General features: G+C 31.2%; 17 protein-coding genes. 8 read left to right on the top strand and 9 right to left on the bottom strand.

Annotated features, from left to right (window positions below; all coding sequences use genetic code 11):
* Positions 1-194 precede the first annotated feature (194 nt).
* The 6 genes from NSU06_RS06775 (at position 195) to brnQ3 (ending at position 5,999) form a co-directional block, all read left to right on the top strand.
* The gene (locus NSU06_RS06775; RefSeq protein WP_019835255.1) at positions 195-371 is read left to right on the top strand and encodes a hypothetical protein; all 177 of its coding nucleotides are present in this window, start codon (positions 195-197) and stop codon (positions 369-371) included.
* Positions 372-677: 306 nt separating this feature from the next.
* Positions 678-1,487 carry a lactoylglutathione lyase gene (locus tag NSU06_RS06780; RefSeq protein WP_017176332.1) on the top strand — a complete coding sequence of 270 codons (810 nt, stop codon included), beginning with the start codon at positions 678-680 and terminating at the stop codon, positions 1,485-1,487.
* 34 nt (positions 1,488-1,521) lie between these two features.
* Entirely contained in the window at positions 1,522-1,725 is a 204-nt protein-coding gene (locus NSU06_RS06785; RefSeq protein ID WP_025987180.1) for a DUF6501 family protein, read from the top strand.
* Between the two features lie 117 nt (positions 1,726-1,842).
* Positions 1,843-2,634 carry an ATP-binding protein gene (locus tag NSU06_RS06790; RefSeq protein WP_017176334.1) on the top strand — a complete coding sequence of 264 codons (792 nt, stop codon included), beginning with the start codon at positions 1,843-1,845 and terminating at the stop codon, positions 2,632-2,634.
* Positions 2,635-2,646: 12 nt separating this feature from the next.
* Positions 2,647-4,536, top strand: coding sequence for a vWA domain-containing protein (locus tag NSU06_RS06795; RefSeq protein ID WP_019835258.1), 1,890 nt, complete (start codon positions 2,647-2,649; stop codon positions 4,534-4,536).
* A 119-nt stretch (positions 4,537-4,655) separates the two neighbouring features.
* The gene (gene brnQ3 / locus NSU06_RS06800) at positions 4,656-5,999 is read left to right on the top strand and encodes a branched-chain amino acid-like transporter carrier protein BrnQ3 (protein WP_049415960.1); all 1,344 of its coding nucleotides are present in this window, start codon (positions 4,656-4,658) and stop codon (positions 5,997-5,999) included.
* Positions 6,000-6,055: 56 nt separating this feature from the next.
* On the opposite strand, the gene NSU06_RS06805 is transcribed toward brnQ3, so the two are convergent.
* The 3 genes from NSU06_RS06805 to NSU06_RS06815 are packed head-to-tail and all read right to left on the bottom strand — an operon-like array spanning position 6,056 to position 8,147.
* A complete protein-coding gene (locus NSU06_RS06805; RefSeq protein ID WP_037541020.1) occupies positions 6,056-7,195 on the bottom strand; it encodes a toxic anion resistance protein in 1,140 nt (379 codons plus the stop codon).
* Positions 7,196-7,233: 38 nt separating this feature from the next.
* Positions 7,234-7,857, bottom strand: coding sequence for a 5-bromo-4-chloroindolyl phosphate hydrolysis family protein (locus NSU06_RS06810; RefSeq protein WP_049415957.1), 624 nt, complete (start codon positions 7,855-7,857; stop codon positions 7,234-7,236).
* A 17-nt stretch (positions 7,858-7,874) separates the two neighbouring features.
* Positions 7,875-8,147 carry an acylphosphatase gene (locus NSU06_RS06815; RefSeq protein ID WP_037541019.1) on the bottom strand — a complete coding sequence of 91 codons (273 nt, stop codon included), beginning with the start codon at positions 8,145-8,147 and terminating at the stop codon, positions 7,875-7,877.
* Between the two features lie 167 nt (positions 8,148-8,314).
* On the opposite strand from NSU06_RS06815, the gene msaA reads away from it, so the two are divergent.
* Together msaA and cspA are read left to right on the top strand one after the other, a co-directional pair.
* Positions 8,315-8,623, top strand: a complete 309-nt coding sequence (gene msaA, locus NSU06_RS06820; protein ID WP_017176340.1) for a regulatory protein MsaA — start codon at positions 8,315-8,317, stop codon at positions 8,621-8,623.
* 205 nt (positions 8,624-8,828) lie between these two features.
* Positions 8,829-9,029: a cold shock protein CspA gene (gene cspA, locus NSU06_RS06825; RefSeq protein WP_001831260.1), complete on the top strand. Its 201-nt coding sequence runs from the start codon at positions 8,829-8,831 to the stop codon at positions 9,027-9,029.
* A gap of 185 nt (positions 9,030-9,214) precedes the next feature.
* Here cspA and lysA read toward each other — a convergent pair whose 3' ends face one another.
* The 6 genes from lysA to dapA form a co-directional block, all read right to left on the bottom strand.
* On the bottom strand, positions 9,215-10,480 hold the full coding sequence (lysA, locus tag NSU06_RS06830) for a diaminopimelate decarboxylase (protein WP_017174711.1): 1,266 nt from the start codon (positions 10,478-10,480) through the stop codon (positions 9,215-9,217).
* 1 nt (position 10,481) lies between these two features.
* The gene (locus NSU06_RS06835) at positions 10,482-11,555 is read right to left on the bottom strand and encodes an alanine racemase (RefSeq protein WP_017174710.1); all 1,074 of its coding nucleotides are present in this window, start codon (positions 11,553-11,555) and stop codon (positions 10,482-10,484) included.
* 6 nt (positions 11,556-11,561) lie between these two features.
* Complete coding sequence (locus NSU06_RS06840; RefSeq protein WP_049420520.1) at positions 11,562-12,713, bottom strand: amidohydrolase; 1,152 nt, start codon at positions 12,711-12,713, stop codon at positions 11,562-11,564.
* Positions 12,714-12,821: 108 nt separating this feature from the next.
* Positions 12,822-13,541 (bottom strand): 2,3,4,5-tetrahydropyridine-2,6-dicarboxylate N-acetyltransferase, encoded by a 720-nt coding sequence (gene dapD / locus NSU06_RS06845; protein WP_019835540.1) that lies wholly within the window; start codon positions 13,539-13,541, stop codon positions 12,822-12,824.
* A gap of 24 nt (positions 13,542-13,565) precedes the next feature.
* Positions 13,566-14,291, bottom strand: coding sequence for a 4-hydroxy-tetrahydrodipicolinate reductase (gene dapB, locus NSU06_RS06850; protein WP_049420523.1), 726 nt, complete (start codon positions 14,289-14,291; stop codon positions 13,566-13,568).
* 2 nt (positions 14,292-14,293) lie between these two features.
* Positions 14,294-15,175: a 4-hydroxy-tetrahydrodipicolinate synthase gene (gene dapA / locus NSU06_RS06855; RefSeq protein ID WP_340779661.1), complete on the bottom strand. Its 882-nt coding sequence runs from the start codon at positions 15,173-15,175 to the stop codon at positions 14,294-14,296.

Below are 15,175 nucleotides of genomic sequence, written 5' to 3' on the forward strand. Positions count from 1 at the left end.
CATTTATTAAAGCGCTAAATATATTGAAATCTTAATCATAAATTGATAAAGAGTAGAATAAGTTCATAATGAATTTATTCTACTCTTTTTAAGTTTTAGTTATATTAGCATTAAAAAAATTACGCTAGAATATTTCGATATTATCATTAGTTAAAAATAAATATGTAATATAGAAATAAAAGAAGATAACGTAAATGTATCCTAATAATGAGAATATAAAAAATAGCAGAGAAGCGCATCCCTCATTATCCATTTATGACTTTTCCAAAGCAGATGCTAACATGTATAAAAATGATAAATTAAGTATTATATTTGGACAAAAAACAGCAAATATTCTTAAGAGTATTACAAAAGAATCTATTAAAAAATAATAATTATTAAAACTACAATAAGTTAAAAACGAACTTTATATAATTTATCAAGTTTGTTTTTAGACAATTAAATAACCTATGATATACCCCCCTACCTTTATAAAACAAGGTAGGGGAGGGGTATAACATATATATTATCTTATATATATGTTATTTATTATACAAACTTTAATCATTTATAATATTTTTATTTACGTATATTTTATAATAAAAAACAATACTCTTATTTAAGCGTTCAACATATTATTCATATATAAAATACGTTATAATGTTTAAGAAAAGATATATAAATGGGAGTGTCGATGAATGAGTGGACTAAGAAGTGTTACGATTGGAACAAGTGATCTCTCAAAAACACAGAATTTATTTCATAATATTTTAGGTCTTAATGTTGCAACAAAAAGACAGGCATTACGTTTTGGTGATGCTGAATTAAATCCTGGTACAAGACTTCACTTTGTAGAAGTTCCTAATCCTAATTATAGAAATGTACATATATCAAGCGTGGGATTAAGAACACCATCGAATGCTGGTTTAGAAGAATATCAACAAATATTAGAAAAAAATAATATTCAATTTAGTTCAATCACTGAATTAAACGGTAATCAGCACTTTAATTTTAAAGATGATAATCATCAAATTTTTGATATCTATTCTAATGAACTGAATGTTGGTATTGGATTAGGCACACCTACTTTTGAAAGTGCTGTTAATCCTCTTCACCAAATTCAAGGGTTGGGACCAGTAATTATTAAAGTAAACGAATTATTGGTTACAACTTCTATCTTTAAAAATGTATTTAATTTAACGCATTATGCTGAATATGAATCTACTGAATTTCCTGATCAAACTGTCCAGGTATTTAAAATCGGAGATGGTGGACTTGGTGGAGAAATTCATTTATATCAATCTAATGAACAAGTTGAATTAAAAGAAGAAGGAATTGTGGAACAAATTGAATTCAGTACAAATTCAACTGAAGACTTTGAACATGCACGAAAAGAACTGGATGAAATTGGTATTCCTTATCAAATATTAAATCAAGGTGATGCTCAATCGTTACGCATTACTGAAGGTAGCGGCATCTCTTTCATATATACTTTAGAAAAAAAATAATATAATTCATTTTATTGGAGGATTTAAAATGGCAATGTTACATGAAGATTGGAAATCACGCACACCAATTAAACAAGTGATGGTAGTTAATACTGATGCAAAAAAATTCACAGTATCAGATATGCTTACTATTGGAAAACAATATGATGTCATCAATGAAACTGAAGAATATTATCAAATCATTGATAACTCTGGTCTAGTAGGTGGTTATTACAAAGATTATTTTAAAGAAGTTTAAATACATTCAATTTCTAAAAGATAACGATTAAATTAAGACTCAGAGTGATGTACCAATATCTATACATTTATACACGCTCTTGGTCTATTTTTTCATCTTATAAAGGAGAATATTAAAATGCCAAATAATCATTATATCAATTCAGATCAATCTGTATTCAATGATGCACAAGCATTGTTTAATTTAAATAAAAATATTTTATTAAAAGGCCCTACAGGCTCTGGTAAAACACGATTAGCTGAAACTTTAAGTGAAGTAGTCCAAACGCCGATGCATCAAGTTAACTGTTCTGTTGATTTAGACGCAGAGAGCTTATTAGGTTTTAAAACAATAAAAACAAATGAACAAGGTCAACAAGAAATTATTTTTATTGACGGCCCAGTTATAAAAGCCATGCGAGAAGGTCATATCTTATATATTGATGAAATCAATATGGCTAAACCTGAAACATTACCTATTTTAAATGGCGTATTAGACTATAGACGTCAGTTAACCAATCCATTTACTGGAGAAGTAATTAAAGCAGCCCCTGGTTTCAATGTAATTGCTGCGATAAATGAAGGCTATGTTGGTACATTACCAATGAATGAAGCATTAAAAAACCGCTTTATTGTCATACAAGTTGATTACATTGGAGGAGACATTCTTAAAGATGTCATTAAACAACAAAGCCAGCTTCAAGATGATGATATAATTAAAAAAATCATTAAATTTAATGAAGACTTACGTACAATGTCAAAACAAGGACAAATTTCAGAAGAAGCAGCTAGTATTCGTGCGTTAATTGACTTAAGTGACTTAATTACAGTTATGCCAATAGAGAGAGCAATTCAGCGTACAATTATCGATAAACTTGAAGATGAACGCGAACAGCAAGCCATCAGAAATGCAATCGAACTAAACTTTTAGAGAGGGATTATTATGAGTGATCGTTTTATAAAATTTAATGATGAGCAGCTAGATGCTAAGCAAGTCATGATGTTACAAGATTTAGCGCGCTTACTACTGAAAAACGAACAAACTAAAGTAAAAATTCAAAAGTTCCCTTATTATGATCCTATTAATAATACTTTAATTACAAGTTGGTTTTGGTCTCATCGTCCAAAAGATATTGAAAGTGCAGGGTTAAAAACAGATGTCATGCTCGCTGCATACGGTTATAAAATGATGGACGAAGCTATCGTAAATGAAGTTCTTCATGATAATGAATTTAGCCATCCCAAATTTTATCATCAACTCTTTAGATTGCTAGAAGATATGCGCGTTTTTAATTTTATTAAAGAGGAGCGACCTAGCACTGCTAAACAAATTGATTTAAGAGTAAAAACTCGATTATCTTATACGGAATCACAAATTAAATTCTATAAAACAAAAACGGTATATACAGATTTACTTTTCTTATATTTAGAGCGCGCATTTTTAAGTCAAAACTTCTTTGATATACCCACGATACATCCACAATTAGATGACATATTAAATCACATGTTTCAATATTTACCTGATTTTTTCCAAAATGAATCATCTGAAGATAATATGTATCTTGCACAACGTGTCATGTTCCAAATCGATGAAATGTTATCACATGATATGTTAAATGAATATTATCATCTTCCTAGAAAAGTATATGAAGCTATTCATGAAATGTCTTACGAGGATATTAAACGTATGGATGCAAGTAATGTTGATGGCCAAGATAATACAAACGAAGAAACTGACACTACATCAGCCGAAGCTGAAACAAACGCTCAAGATAGTAAATCTGAAGGTGGCGCTTATCTTGAAATGGAATTACATGAAGGTGAAAATAGTGATGTTATGAGTGATAACGACACTGCACGTGAAGGTGATTCAACTGATGATATGACAGATATGATGACGAAAAAAGGACGTGGCTCTAATCATGCACTTGATCGTGATGAAGGCGGTTCTATAGGTTCTAATCCATCATTTGCTTTACGTGGTATTAATGAAAATGTCGAAATAGAATGGAAAGTACCTGATATAGAGCCAGAGTATATTTCAAGCTACCAGCAAGTTAAAAATGAAGTACAATTTGAAACTAAAGATTTAATTCAGATTATAAAGAAAACCATCGATAGAGAACATGTTGACGAACGTCATAATTTGACTAAAGGTCGTCTTCAACGTGATTTAACCAATTGGTTTATTGATGATCAATATAAATTGTTTTATAAAAAACAAGACCTTAGTAAAACATTCGATGCGACTTTTACATTACTGATTGATGTATCTGCTAGTATGTTTGATAAAATGGAAGAAACGATTAAAGGCGTCGTATTATTTCATGAAACATTAAAAGCACTCAACGTTAAACATGAGATACTTGCTTTTAATGAAGATGCTTTTGACTCTGATGATCGAAAACAACCCAATATCATTGATGAAATCGTTCATTACGATCGTTCAATCATGGAAAAAAGCGGACCACGCATTATGTCATTACATCCTCAAGATGATAATAGAGATGGCGTAGCTATACGAATTGCAAGTGAACGTTTATTAAGAAGAAGTCATCAACAACGTTTCTTAATTATCTTTTCAGATGGGGAACCTTCAGCGTATAACTATGCTCAAGACGGTATTTTAGATACGTATGAAGCTGTGGAAATGGCGCGTAAATTTGGAATCGAAGTATTTAATGTCTTTTTAAGCCAAGATCCTATTACTGAAGATATTGAAGAAACCATTCATAATATTTATGGACAATTTGCATTATTTGTAGAAGGTGTTGAAAATTTACCGAGTCACTTATCACCATTGCTAAAAAAATTATTATTAAAATCTTTCTAATAATTAAACTGTATATTGATTTATAATATTCAAATTTTTGTGACATACATAGACTTGTCAATTCTTTTTGTGCTAGAATGTTAAATATTGCAAACATATACATAAAAAGGAGCAATTCTATGAATAAACATACTTGGATTATCGGCTTTACGCTATTTGCTATGTTTTTTGGCGCAGGTAATCTAATTTTTCCTCCTAATTTAGGACAAGAAAGTGGTGCCTATTTCTGGCCAGCAATTTTAGCTTTTTGTTTGACTGGAATAGGCTTACCATTACTTGGAGTAGTCGTTGGGGCACTTGATAAACAAGGATATATTGGTGCCTTTAATAAACTGTCACCGAGATTTTCAGTTATCTTTCTCATTATTATTTATTTAACCATTGGACCTCTATTTGCTATACCACGTACTGCATCTACGTCTTTTGAAATGACTATTACACCCATTACGCATTCAAATAGTAATATGTCTTTATTCATTTTTACACTTATTTATTTTATTGTTGTTTTATATTTATGTATTAATCCTGGTAAAATAGTAGATCGAATTGGATCTTTATTAACTCCTTTATTATTAATTACAATTTTGGCCATGATTATTAAAGGATTTGTAGATTATAAGGGACACAGTTCATCTCATGGAAATCCAGAGATATATTCTTCAAATATAGAAAGTTTTTCACACGGCTTTATTGAAGGGTATTTAACAATGGATGCAATTGCAGCAATTGCATTTTCAATGATTGTGGTTAATGCCATTAAAGCAACAGGAGTTAAACACACCAATCAAATATTTAAACAAACAGTTATAGCTGGATTTATTGCCGCTTTAGCATTAATTTATATATATGTTTCTTTAGGCTATATTGGTAATCATATGGGAATAAGTCAAAATACGATTACATCTCTAATGGCTAAAAATCAAAATATAGGAACTTATTTACTTACTACCATGGCTACAAACGGCTTTGGTATTCTAGGAAAATACTTACTAGGTATCATTGTTGCTTTAGCTTGTTTAACTACAGCTTGTGGACTTATTGTATCTGTGAGTCAATACTTTTATAGTATATTTTCAAAAATTAGTTATAAGGTATATGTTATAGGTTTTACAATTATCAGTTTTATATTGGCTAATTTAGGATTAAATTCTGTTATAAACATGTCTGTTCCTGTGTTAAGTATTATTTATCCTGTAGCCATTACTATGATTATTTTAATTTTACTTGCGCGTTTTATTCCAACTAAACCTATTGCGCAACAAATACCTATTATTATTGTTAGTCTTGTTTCAATTGTAAGTACAATAAATACATTAGGTTTAATAAAATTAAATGTTATAAATCATTTACCCCTTAAGCAATATTCTTTAGAATGGTTACCTATAGCTATCATTTCAATCATAATAGGGTATATCGTATCTAAGTTTATAAATCAATCGTATATTGTTTATCAAAAGGAATAGATATACTAAACACCGGTTACTTCTTTAAATGAGAGCAATCGGTGTTTTAATTTTATCTATTCTTTTTTCATAGTAAGTAAATGTTCTTTTAATTCATTCTCGAGTTGTGATAATTCTCTTTCAGCTTGTTGACGTTTTTGACGTCCATTATATTGAATTTGCAGTGTTTGTTCAATCGTTTCAATGATGTCATTTTGAGTCGCTTTAAGCGTTTCAATATCTACGATACCACGTTCATTTTCAGTAGCCGTTTCAATTGCATTTTGTTTTAACATGGCTGCATTTCGTGTAAGTAAATCATTTGTGGTATCAGTAACTGCACGCTGAGCTGTTACAGCATTTTTTTGTCTCATTAAAGTGAGGGCAATAGCCATCTGATTTTTCCATAAAGGAATACTTGTGAGAATAGAACTTTGAATTTTTTCAGCTAATGCTTGGTTCACATTTTGAATCATACGAATTTGCGGCGCTGTTTGAATTGCAATTTGACGTGATAATTGTAAGTCATAAATTTTTTTATCTAATCGATCAACAAATTGTTCCATATCAGCGACACTTTGAATATCCATTTGATTACCAGATTGTTCTGCATGTTGACGCAATTTAGGCAATTCATTAGCATTTATTTCTTGTTTTTTACGCTGTGCAGCAGCAATGTATAGAGAAACATCATCAAAATATACTTTATTTTGTTCATAAAGATGATCGAGTAACTGAATGTCTTTAGTTAAATTTCCTTTATGCTTATCTAATTGAATGGTGATTCTATCAACTTGTGAACTTACAGATTGCATTCTAGAAAATACTTCATTTATTGAAGCTTTTGTTCGTCTAAATAAACGTTTAAGTTTAGATTGATTGTCTTGATTCAAGTCATCAGGATTAACTTCTCTTAACTTAGACATTAATTGATTTAAAGTATCACCAATAGGACCCACATCTTTCGATTGAACTTCATCTAACATTTGATGTGAAAATTGAGACATGTTCTGCTGTAGATGTGTCCCAAAAGATAATAGGCCTTCACTATCTAGTGGTTTGATTTGTTGACTAATTGAATCAATTTTTTTTAAATCTTGTTCGTTAAATTGTTGTTCAAAGTCTTGCTTAACATTTTGAGTTGAAACATCATGCGTTTGATGATCTATATAATCATCTAATGGATGTGAGTTAATAAATTGGTCTTTTTGATTCATTTAAAAATTCTCTCCATTCTTATCATAACTTTAAATTATTATTTTTTATATCGCTTGTGTTGTAACCGATTAAGTTCCATTTCAATATCTAAACGCTCATAATCATCTTCATTAAGTCTTTTTAAATCTGCAATAAGTGTACGTTTCACCTCATCTAAAGTAATACGTGTTTGCTCTAATTTTTGCTTTTCTTCAGCAGATTTTTTTGGCATTTTAGATAAACGGGTATATGCATCAATTAAATTTAGTGCATTATCTATATGCGAATAAAAGAAACTTTCTACTTTGAAAAATGATGAAGGTCTCTGTTTAACAGCAAAATGAATAGACTTAGAAATTTTATAAATATCATTAATTTGACGAAAATCTTTAATCGATCTGATATTAATATATGATTTTAAAATATTACGAATTTTATTATGTGATTGATTGAGTTGTTGATTAATAAAACGATAGTCTCTACGTGATAATCCAATTTCATTTAAATATTTTTTGGATGTCAATCTTTGAGTAGGAAAATAAGATACAAAAAACATTCCAATACCTATTAGGGCATCAAGTATAAAGGATAAATCAAATCCAAATACACTTGTCACCCATGAGATAATAGCTATTGGAATTCCTACTAAAACACCCAGAAGCCGAGAAAGGTTATATCTCAATATTCATCTTCCTTTATTTAATAAATCGTTTTAAATTCTGAGTATCTATTTGTTACGTCTAAATCTTCAATACTATAATCAGAAACTGAAGATGCAGGAGCAGCACCAGCAATCACTTTATCAATGAATGATTTTATTTGTTCCTCGTCACCTTGAGCATATATATCTACATAATCCTCAACATTTTGAACAGTACCAAATATATCAAGTTTTTTTGCAATTAATTCAGTATGATGACGGAACCCTACACCTTGGACAGTTCCAAATACTTGTATATGTTTATGTTGCATCATTATCACCTCTACATTATATTATACGTATTTTTCCTACAAAAAACTAATAATTAATATACATATCATCTTTATCTCAATTAAAAGAACGAAGTCTTTAAGCTTGAATTCGTCTAAAAAAAAGTTACAATATTTATTAGAGTTTTAATTTGAGAGGGGACTTAGTCATGTGGACAGTTGCAAAGATTCGTGCTGACTACGAGGGATGGTGGTTATTTAGCGACTGGACAGAAAAAATCGTAGAACAACATCATTATAGTAACTATGAAGAAATGTTAGAAGATTATCAATCAATTATTAAAAAAAGTAAAAAATATTATAATAATTATGTTATTGGGAAATATAATATTTATGCATTTTATAATAATTGTGATTTAAATTTTTGTGAAGATTGTGATGAAGATTTACAAATATTTTATAGTTTTATTGTTTTAAATAATAAAGAAGTTTATTATAATCTACCAAAAATTAATTAAAAGAGAATTTTCTATAATTGTATTGCAATTTAGTTCAAACTAACATATAATAGTTATCAAGCAATAGTTTTATTCCATATTGCAAAGAATATCTGTAATATTGATTGATAGCATTTTGTTATTTATACATATTTATAACACGTATTTTTTGTAATATGCGAATAATGCATATTGAATGAATTTTAGTCTTGGAGGTTTCACAATTATGAAACAAGGTACAGTTAAATGGTTTAACGCTGAAAAAGGTTTTGGCTTCATCGAAGTTGAAGGAGAAAACGACGTATTCGTACACTTCTCAGCAATTAACCAAGAAGGTTATAAATCATTAGAAGAAGGTCAATCAGTTGAGTTTGAAGTAGTTGAAGGCGATCGCGGTCCTCAAGCTGCAAACGTTGTTAAACTATAATTTATAGATTGCAAAAATTGACTTTAGTAACACCTTACCAAGATGTAGGGTGTTTTTTATATATAAATGAGGCTGGGACATAAATCTCAGAAAAAATAGCCAGTAAAAGAGTTTTTAAAAACTCTTTTACTGGCTTCTTTATTATGGTGCAACTTGAACGGGTAAGTATAAACTTTCTCGTTATTTTATTTTGTATCATTAATTATTAATTGACGTAATGATTGACGTTTGATAACTTCACGTGCTTTTCCATCTTTTAAGAAGAAAACAGGTGGTTTTTGCATTTGATTATAATTAGATGCCATAGAGTAATGGTATGCGCCAGTAGATAAAATGGCTAAATAATCTCCACGTTTTACAGAAGAAGGTAACATAGCATCTCGGATAATAATATCTCCAGATTCACATAATTTTCCGGCAATAGTTACCGTTTCGTCTGCCTTCTCATGACGATTTACAAGTAATGCTTGATATTTGGCTCCATATAAAGCAGTTCTAATATGATCACTCATACCACCATCAATAGAAACATATTTATTTACTTCAGGAATGTCTTTAATTGTTCCAACTTCATATAACGTAATACCCGCTTCGCCAACAATTGAACGTCCTGGTTCAATACCAATTTCAGGAACGTCATAGTTTAATTTTTCTGATTCAGATTTAATCGCATCTGTAATTTCAGCAATACCTTCTTCAATAGGGAAGCTTACATCACCTTCGACATATTTAATACCAAAACCGCCACCTAAGTTAAGTAATTCAACTTGGATATGATGCTCGTTAAGCCAATTTAAAACAATTTTAGCTGTTTCAATCATAGCTTCAGTACCCTCAATTTGTGATCCTACATGGAAATGTATTCCTTTTAAATGAAGATGTTTTGATGCTTCGACTTTTTCAACTGCTTGAATTGCAAGACCATGGCGAATTGAAAGACCAAATTTACTATCTTCTTGACCAGTTTGAATAAATTCATGGGTATGCGCCTCTACGCCAGGATTCACACGAATGACAACATTAACTCTATCACTTGCATAGCGATCGATTAATTCAATTTCTTCTAAAGAATCAATAACAAAGTAGCCAACGCCACTTTCTAAAGCATATTGTATTTCACGTTTCGTTTTATTATTGCCATGGAAGTGGATGCGACTAGGGTCAAATTTAGCCTCTAATGCTGTATAAAGTTCGCCTTCAGATACGACATCTAATTGTAAGTTTTCTTCTTGAACTAACTTTACCATTTGAATGCAAGTAAAGGCTTTAGAAGCATATGAAATATTGTATTTTAATCCACTTTTTTGAAAAGCATTATGAAATCGACGCATTTGATTGCGAATTTCATCTTCATCATAAACAATGGTAGGCGTACCAAAACTTTGAGCTAGTGTTTTCAAACTTGTACCCGCCATTGTTAATTCACCGTAATCATTATATTTAACTGACATTTTATCTAAACTCCTTTATAAGAGAATCGTGATTCATCGCACTAAGTTGTTCTGAATTAGCGCCAACACCTTTGAATGTGTATTCATCAATGCGTATATCATTATTATATAGTATCACTTCATCTTGTGCATGAACATCATCATCGACTTCAACAAACATATGACTCATCATTAATGCTCGAATAGGGTAACGTTTGCCATTAATTAATGCTTCGTGTGTTGCACGTTTTTTTAAAATACCATCACCATAGCCAATATCAACAACTGCAAGATGTGTATGATCATGCGTTGCTTCAAATGCAAAACTATAACCACAATAATCACCTTTATTTACTTCACGAACTTGAATTACATTTCCTTTTACGGTTAAGGCTTGTTCAATCTCATGTTCATCTAATTTGCTATATGGTCTTGAACCATATAAAGCGATACCTACACGTGCATGTGTATGATAGGGAAGAAGTTGTTGTCCTTCACGATAATAACTCGCACTATTTTGCGCATGGATAAGTTCAAATTGGTATCCTTCATTTAATAATGTATTAACGACGTTTAACCATGCTTCACGTTCAATCCCATATTCTGGAACATCAAATTCATCTGCATATCCAAAATGCGTCCATAGGCCAACGATATTCATTTCACTTCCATTATCATTTTCATGATGATGAAGTACTTCTTTAATTTCATCAAGATTTTTGAAACCTGAACGATGGAGTAAATTTTCAAATTCTAAGTGAACATTAATATCTTTTAATTCACTTTTGTACTGATAATAATATTCTAAAGAGGGAAGCGTCATTTGAATATTATTATTTCGAACTGTATCAAAGTCATAAACTGCATTCATTAAAAAAATTGTAGCATGAGGTGCAAGTTTACGAACTCTCACTGCTTCTTTTAAGGAAGTCGTACTAAATGTATGGATACCTGCTTCTAAAAATGTTCTTACTGCAAACTCTAATCCATAATGATAAGCATTATTTTTTACAACTGCCATTATTGATTGATTATTCTTTACTTTAGTTGCATTTCTTAAAAAGATTTTTGAATCAACTGACCAAACTGCTGTCAATTTAATTTACTCCTTTCCATAATGGTTCAATATTTGTTCATAGTAATTGGCAACATCAATAAGCACTTTTTCGTCAAAATTTAAATGCGATGTATGTAAGCCTGTGATAAAGCCTTTATCTTCACTTCGAGTTCCTACAAAAGCAAAGTAAGACGGTGCTAATTGTTGGCCATAAAAACTAAAGTCTTCGCCGAATAAAAATGGCAGAGGCTTTTCAATAACTTTTAAATTAGCAGATAGAATAGATTGTTCAACGATATGACGTAGTTTAGGACTATTCATTGTAGCAGGATATCCTTCTTCAAATTTGACTTCACAATCAACATTGAATAATAATTTCACACTTTTTGCAATTTTATTCATTTGATTTTTCACGATATTTAAATCAGTGGCATTATAAGTACGAATAGTTCCTTCTAAATAACCATTACTAGGAACCGTATTAATTGCTTCACCTGCATTAAAGTGGCCCATATGAACAATATTACGTTTTAGTCCATTTAAATGATATTGCTGTATTTGACCAACTTGATTTAAAACATGAATCAGTGCTTCGCCACATGAATGACCTTGCTCTTTATCAGCTACATGACTAGATAATCCTTTTAAGAAAAAACGATATTCAGTGGCACTTGCTGTAATTTCTTCATCGCGTATCACGACTTGTCCTTCGTCAGCGAAAGGATTTACATGAATGCCAAATACTGCTTCAATAGGATATTGATTAAAAGCACCGGCTTTAATTAAGCGATTTGCGCCACCGCCTGTTTCTTCAGCTGGTTGGAAGATAAACACGACATTATGAGGTAATTGATGTTGATCAGCCATCGCCTTACATCGTTTAACAAATAACATCAATGCTGTTGTATGACCATCGTGACCACAAGCATGCATCACATTATCTGTTTGACTACGATAATCGACATTATTTTCTTCAAAAATGGGTAGGGCATCAATGTCTGCCCGAAATGCAATTGTATGGTCACTATTACCTTCTAAATATGCAATAGCACCCGTTTCAAGAGGTTGCTCGTAAGATACATTTAATTCATCTAAAAATCGAGTAATATATTGAGTTGTCTCAAATTCATGAAGACTTAATTCTGGATGTTGATGTAAATGTCTTCTATGTTGTGTGACAAATTCTAATTCGCTCATCTTAATCAATCCTTTATTCATTTATTATTCAACTTATGTATTCATTTAATCGTAAAGGCTGAGAACATGTTGTCCCAGCCTTTAGCATTCAATTATTCAAGTTTGTCATTAATCATTTAATTTTCTTAACGCTGCAACGATTTCTCGTTTAGAGTCTTGAACTTCAGATGTTTGTTTAATGACTTTAGCAGGTGTACCAGCTACAACCGCACCAGCAGGAACATCTTGAGTCACGATAGCACCAGCAGCTACAATAGCGCCTTCGCCAACTCTTACACCTTCTAGAATAACTGCGTTTGCGCCAATTAATACATTATCTTCGATTACTACTGGAGAAGCACTAGGTGGCTCAATAACGCCCGCTAATACTGCACCGGCACCTACATGAACATTTTTACCTGTTGTCGCACGACCACCTAATGTTGCATTCATATCAATCATAGTACCTTCACCTACAACAGCGCCAATATTGATTGTTGCTCCCATCATCACAACGGCACCGTCTTCGATAATAGCTTGTTCACGAATGAATGAACCTGGTTCAATACGTGCATTTGTATTAGTTAAGTCTTTTAAAGGAATAGCAGAATTACGACGGTCCATTTCAATTTCTAAGTCAGTAATATATGATTGATTGGTTTCATAAAATGTTTTCCAATCATCCGCTTCACAAAATATTACTTTTGAATCATCAGATCCGAATACTTTAAATGTATTAGGAAAAGTGACGTCATTGAATTGTCCATTTACGTATACTTTTAATGGTGTTGATTTTTTAGCATCACTAATATATTGAATAATTTCTTGTGCAGATAAGTGTTGTACCATAGTTTAGAGTCTCCTTAAGTTATTTTATAAGTTGTCAAATGTATAGAAACCATTTGATTTTGTGTTTAATTTTTCAGCAGCTGTAATTGCGCCATTTGCAAAAATGTCCTTAGATTGCGCTTTATGAGAAATGGTAATTGTTTCATCTGTGCCAGCAAATAAAACATCATGTTCGCCTACAATTGTACCGCCACGAACTGAATGAATACCGACTTCATCTTTTTCACGTTTTTCAGTTCGCTCATGTCGATCGTAAACAGGCGTTACATTTTCACGTAATTCTTTAATAACATCATAAAGTTTGACGAGTGTGCCACTTGGCGCATCCACTTTTTTATTATGATGAGCTTCAGTTAACTCAATATCATAATCTTGTAAAAGGGGAACAGCTGCTTCTAGAATTTTAGTTAATGCATGGATGCCATAACTCATATTTGCACTGAAGAAAACAGGCATATGTTCGCTTAATTGTTCTAATTTTTGAATCAGTTTTTCTTTTTCACCAGTAGTAGCAATCACTAAAGGTAATTCAAACTCTTCATCTAATAAAGGTAATAATAGATTAGGATTAGAGAAGTCGATCGCTACATCGGCTTCATTTTGTGCGTCTGCAATATGATGATAAGCTTTATATGGTGAATGTTGATGTTCTTCTGGCTCAATTGTACCAACAATCTCATGACCTTTTTCTTCTGCTAATCTGGCAACGCGTTGATTCATTGTGCCATATCCAATGAGTAAAATTTTCATTTTTATTCCTCCGTTTTAAATGCTTTATAAGCATTCACTAATACATTTGCTTTTTCTTTCTCTAGTGGTAATAAAGGTAATCTTAATTCATAATTTCCAAATCCTAAATGACTTGTTAGAGCTTTAATTGGAATAGGGTTGACATCAACTGAAAGTGCATCTAACAATTGACCTATCGGTTCAAAGTCTTTCTCAATTTCTTTCCCATTTTGTTTAGCATCATAAAGTGCTTGAAATTCTTTCGGAATAACGTTAGCAATGACAGAAATTACGCCATTACCTCCACGATTATAGAATTCTACGACATTATCATCATTACCACTGTAAAAAGCAAATTCATCTTGATGAATACGTTTTTTCACTTCTTCGTAATAGTTAAAGTCATTTGTAGCATCTTTAATAGCTACAATGTAATCATTATGACTTAATGTTTCGACTGTTTCAGGATCAATTGTCATATTCGTTCTTGAAGGTACATTATATAAAACAACAGGTAACTTAACTTCATTCGCGATGGTTTCAAAATGTTTAATTAAGCCACGTTGATTCGTTTTATTATAGTAAGGTGTGATTAACATAATACCATCTACACCTAATTCTTTAGCACGTAATGAAGCTTGAATAGATTTAGCTGTATTATTTGTACCAGTTCCAGCGATAATAGCCACTTGATGATTAACTTGTTTAATCACCACTTGAAGTACTTTTTCTTTCTCTTCTTCTGTTAAAGTAGGGCTCTCTGCTGTAGTGCCGTTTACAATAATTGCTTTAACATTATTATCAAGTAAAAATTGAACATGTCGTTCTAATGCTTTATAGTCAACTTCATTATTAGTAAATGGAGTAGCAAGCGCTACACCTACACCTTCAAAAATATGTGCCAT

This window comes from Staphylococcus sp. FSL W8-1270, assembly GCF_038007165.1.
Lineage (GTDB): Bacteria > Bacillota > Bacilli > Staphylococcales > Staphylococcaceae > Staphylococcus > Staphylococcus hominis.

Excerpts from the sequence above, each read along its gene's own strand:
- cspA (WP_001831260.1), top strand. The coding sequence starts at position 8,829 with ATGAAACAAGGTACAGTTAAATGGTTTAACGCTGAAAAAGGTTTTGGC.
- NSU06_RS06780 (WP_017176332.1), top strand. The coding sequence starts at position 678 with ATGAGTGGACTAAGAAGTGTTACGATTGGAACAAGTGATCTCTCAAAA.
- brnQ3 (WP_049415960.1), top strand. The coding sequence starts at position 4,656 with ATGAATAAACATACTTGGATTATCGGCTTTACGCTATTTGCTATGTTT.
- NSU06_RS06775 (WP_019835255.1), top strand. The coding sequence starts at position 195 with ATGTATCCTAATAATGAGAATATAAAAAATAGCAGAGAAGCGCATCCC.
- dapD (WP_019835540.1), bottom strand. The coding sequence starts at position 13,541 with ATGGTACAACACTTATCTGCACAAGAAATTATTCAATATATTAGTGAT.
- msaA (WP_017176340.1), top strand. The coding sequence starts at position 8,315 with ATGTGGACAGTTGCAAAGATTCGTGCTGACTACGAGGGATGGTGGTTA.
- NSU06_RS06815 (WP_037541019.1), bottom strand. The coding sequence starts at position 8,147 with ATGCAACATAAACATATACAAGTATTTGGAACTGTCCAAGGTGTAGGG.
- dapB (WP_049420523.1), bottom strand. The coding sequence starts at position 14,291 with ATGAAAATTTTACTCATTGGATATGGCACAATGAATCAACGCGTTGCC.
- NSU06_RS06790 (WP_017176334.1), top strand. The coding sequence starts at position 1,843 with ATGCCAAATAATCATTATATCAATTCAGATCAATCTGTATTCAATGAT.
- lysA (WP_017174711.1), bottom strand. The coding sequence starts at position 10,480 with ATGTCAGTTAAATATAATGATTACGGTGAATTAACAATGGCGGGTACA.
- NSU06_RS06785 (WP_025987180.1), top strand. The coding sequence starts at position 1,522 with ATGTTACATGAAGATTGGAAATCACGCACACCAATTAAACAAGTGATG.
- dapA (WP_340779661.1), bottom strand. The coding sequence starts at position 15,175 with ATGGCACATATTTTTGAAGGTGTAGGTGTAGCGCTTGCTACTCCATTT.
- NSU06_RS06805 (WP_037541020.1), bottom strand. The coding sequence starts at position 7,195 with ATGAATCAAAAAGACCAATTTATTAACTCACATCCATTAGATGATTAT.
- NSU06_RS06840 (WP_049420520.1), bottom strand. The coding sequence starts at position 12,713 with ATGAGCGAATTAGAATTTGTCACACAACATAGAAGACATTTACATCAA.
- NSU06_RS06795 (WP_019835258.1), top strand. The coding sequence starts at position 2,647 with ATGAGTGATCGTTTTATAAAATTTAATGATGAGCAGCTAGATGCTAAG.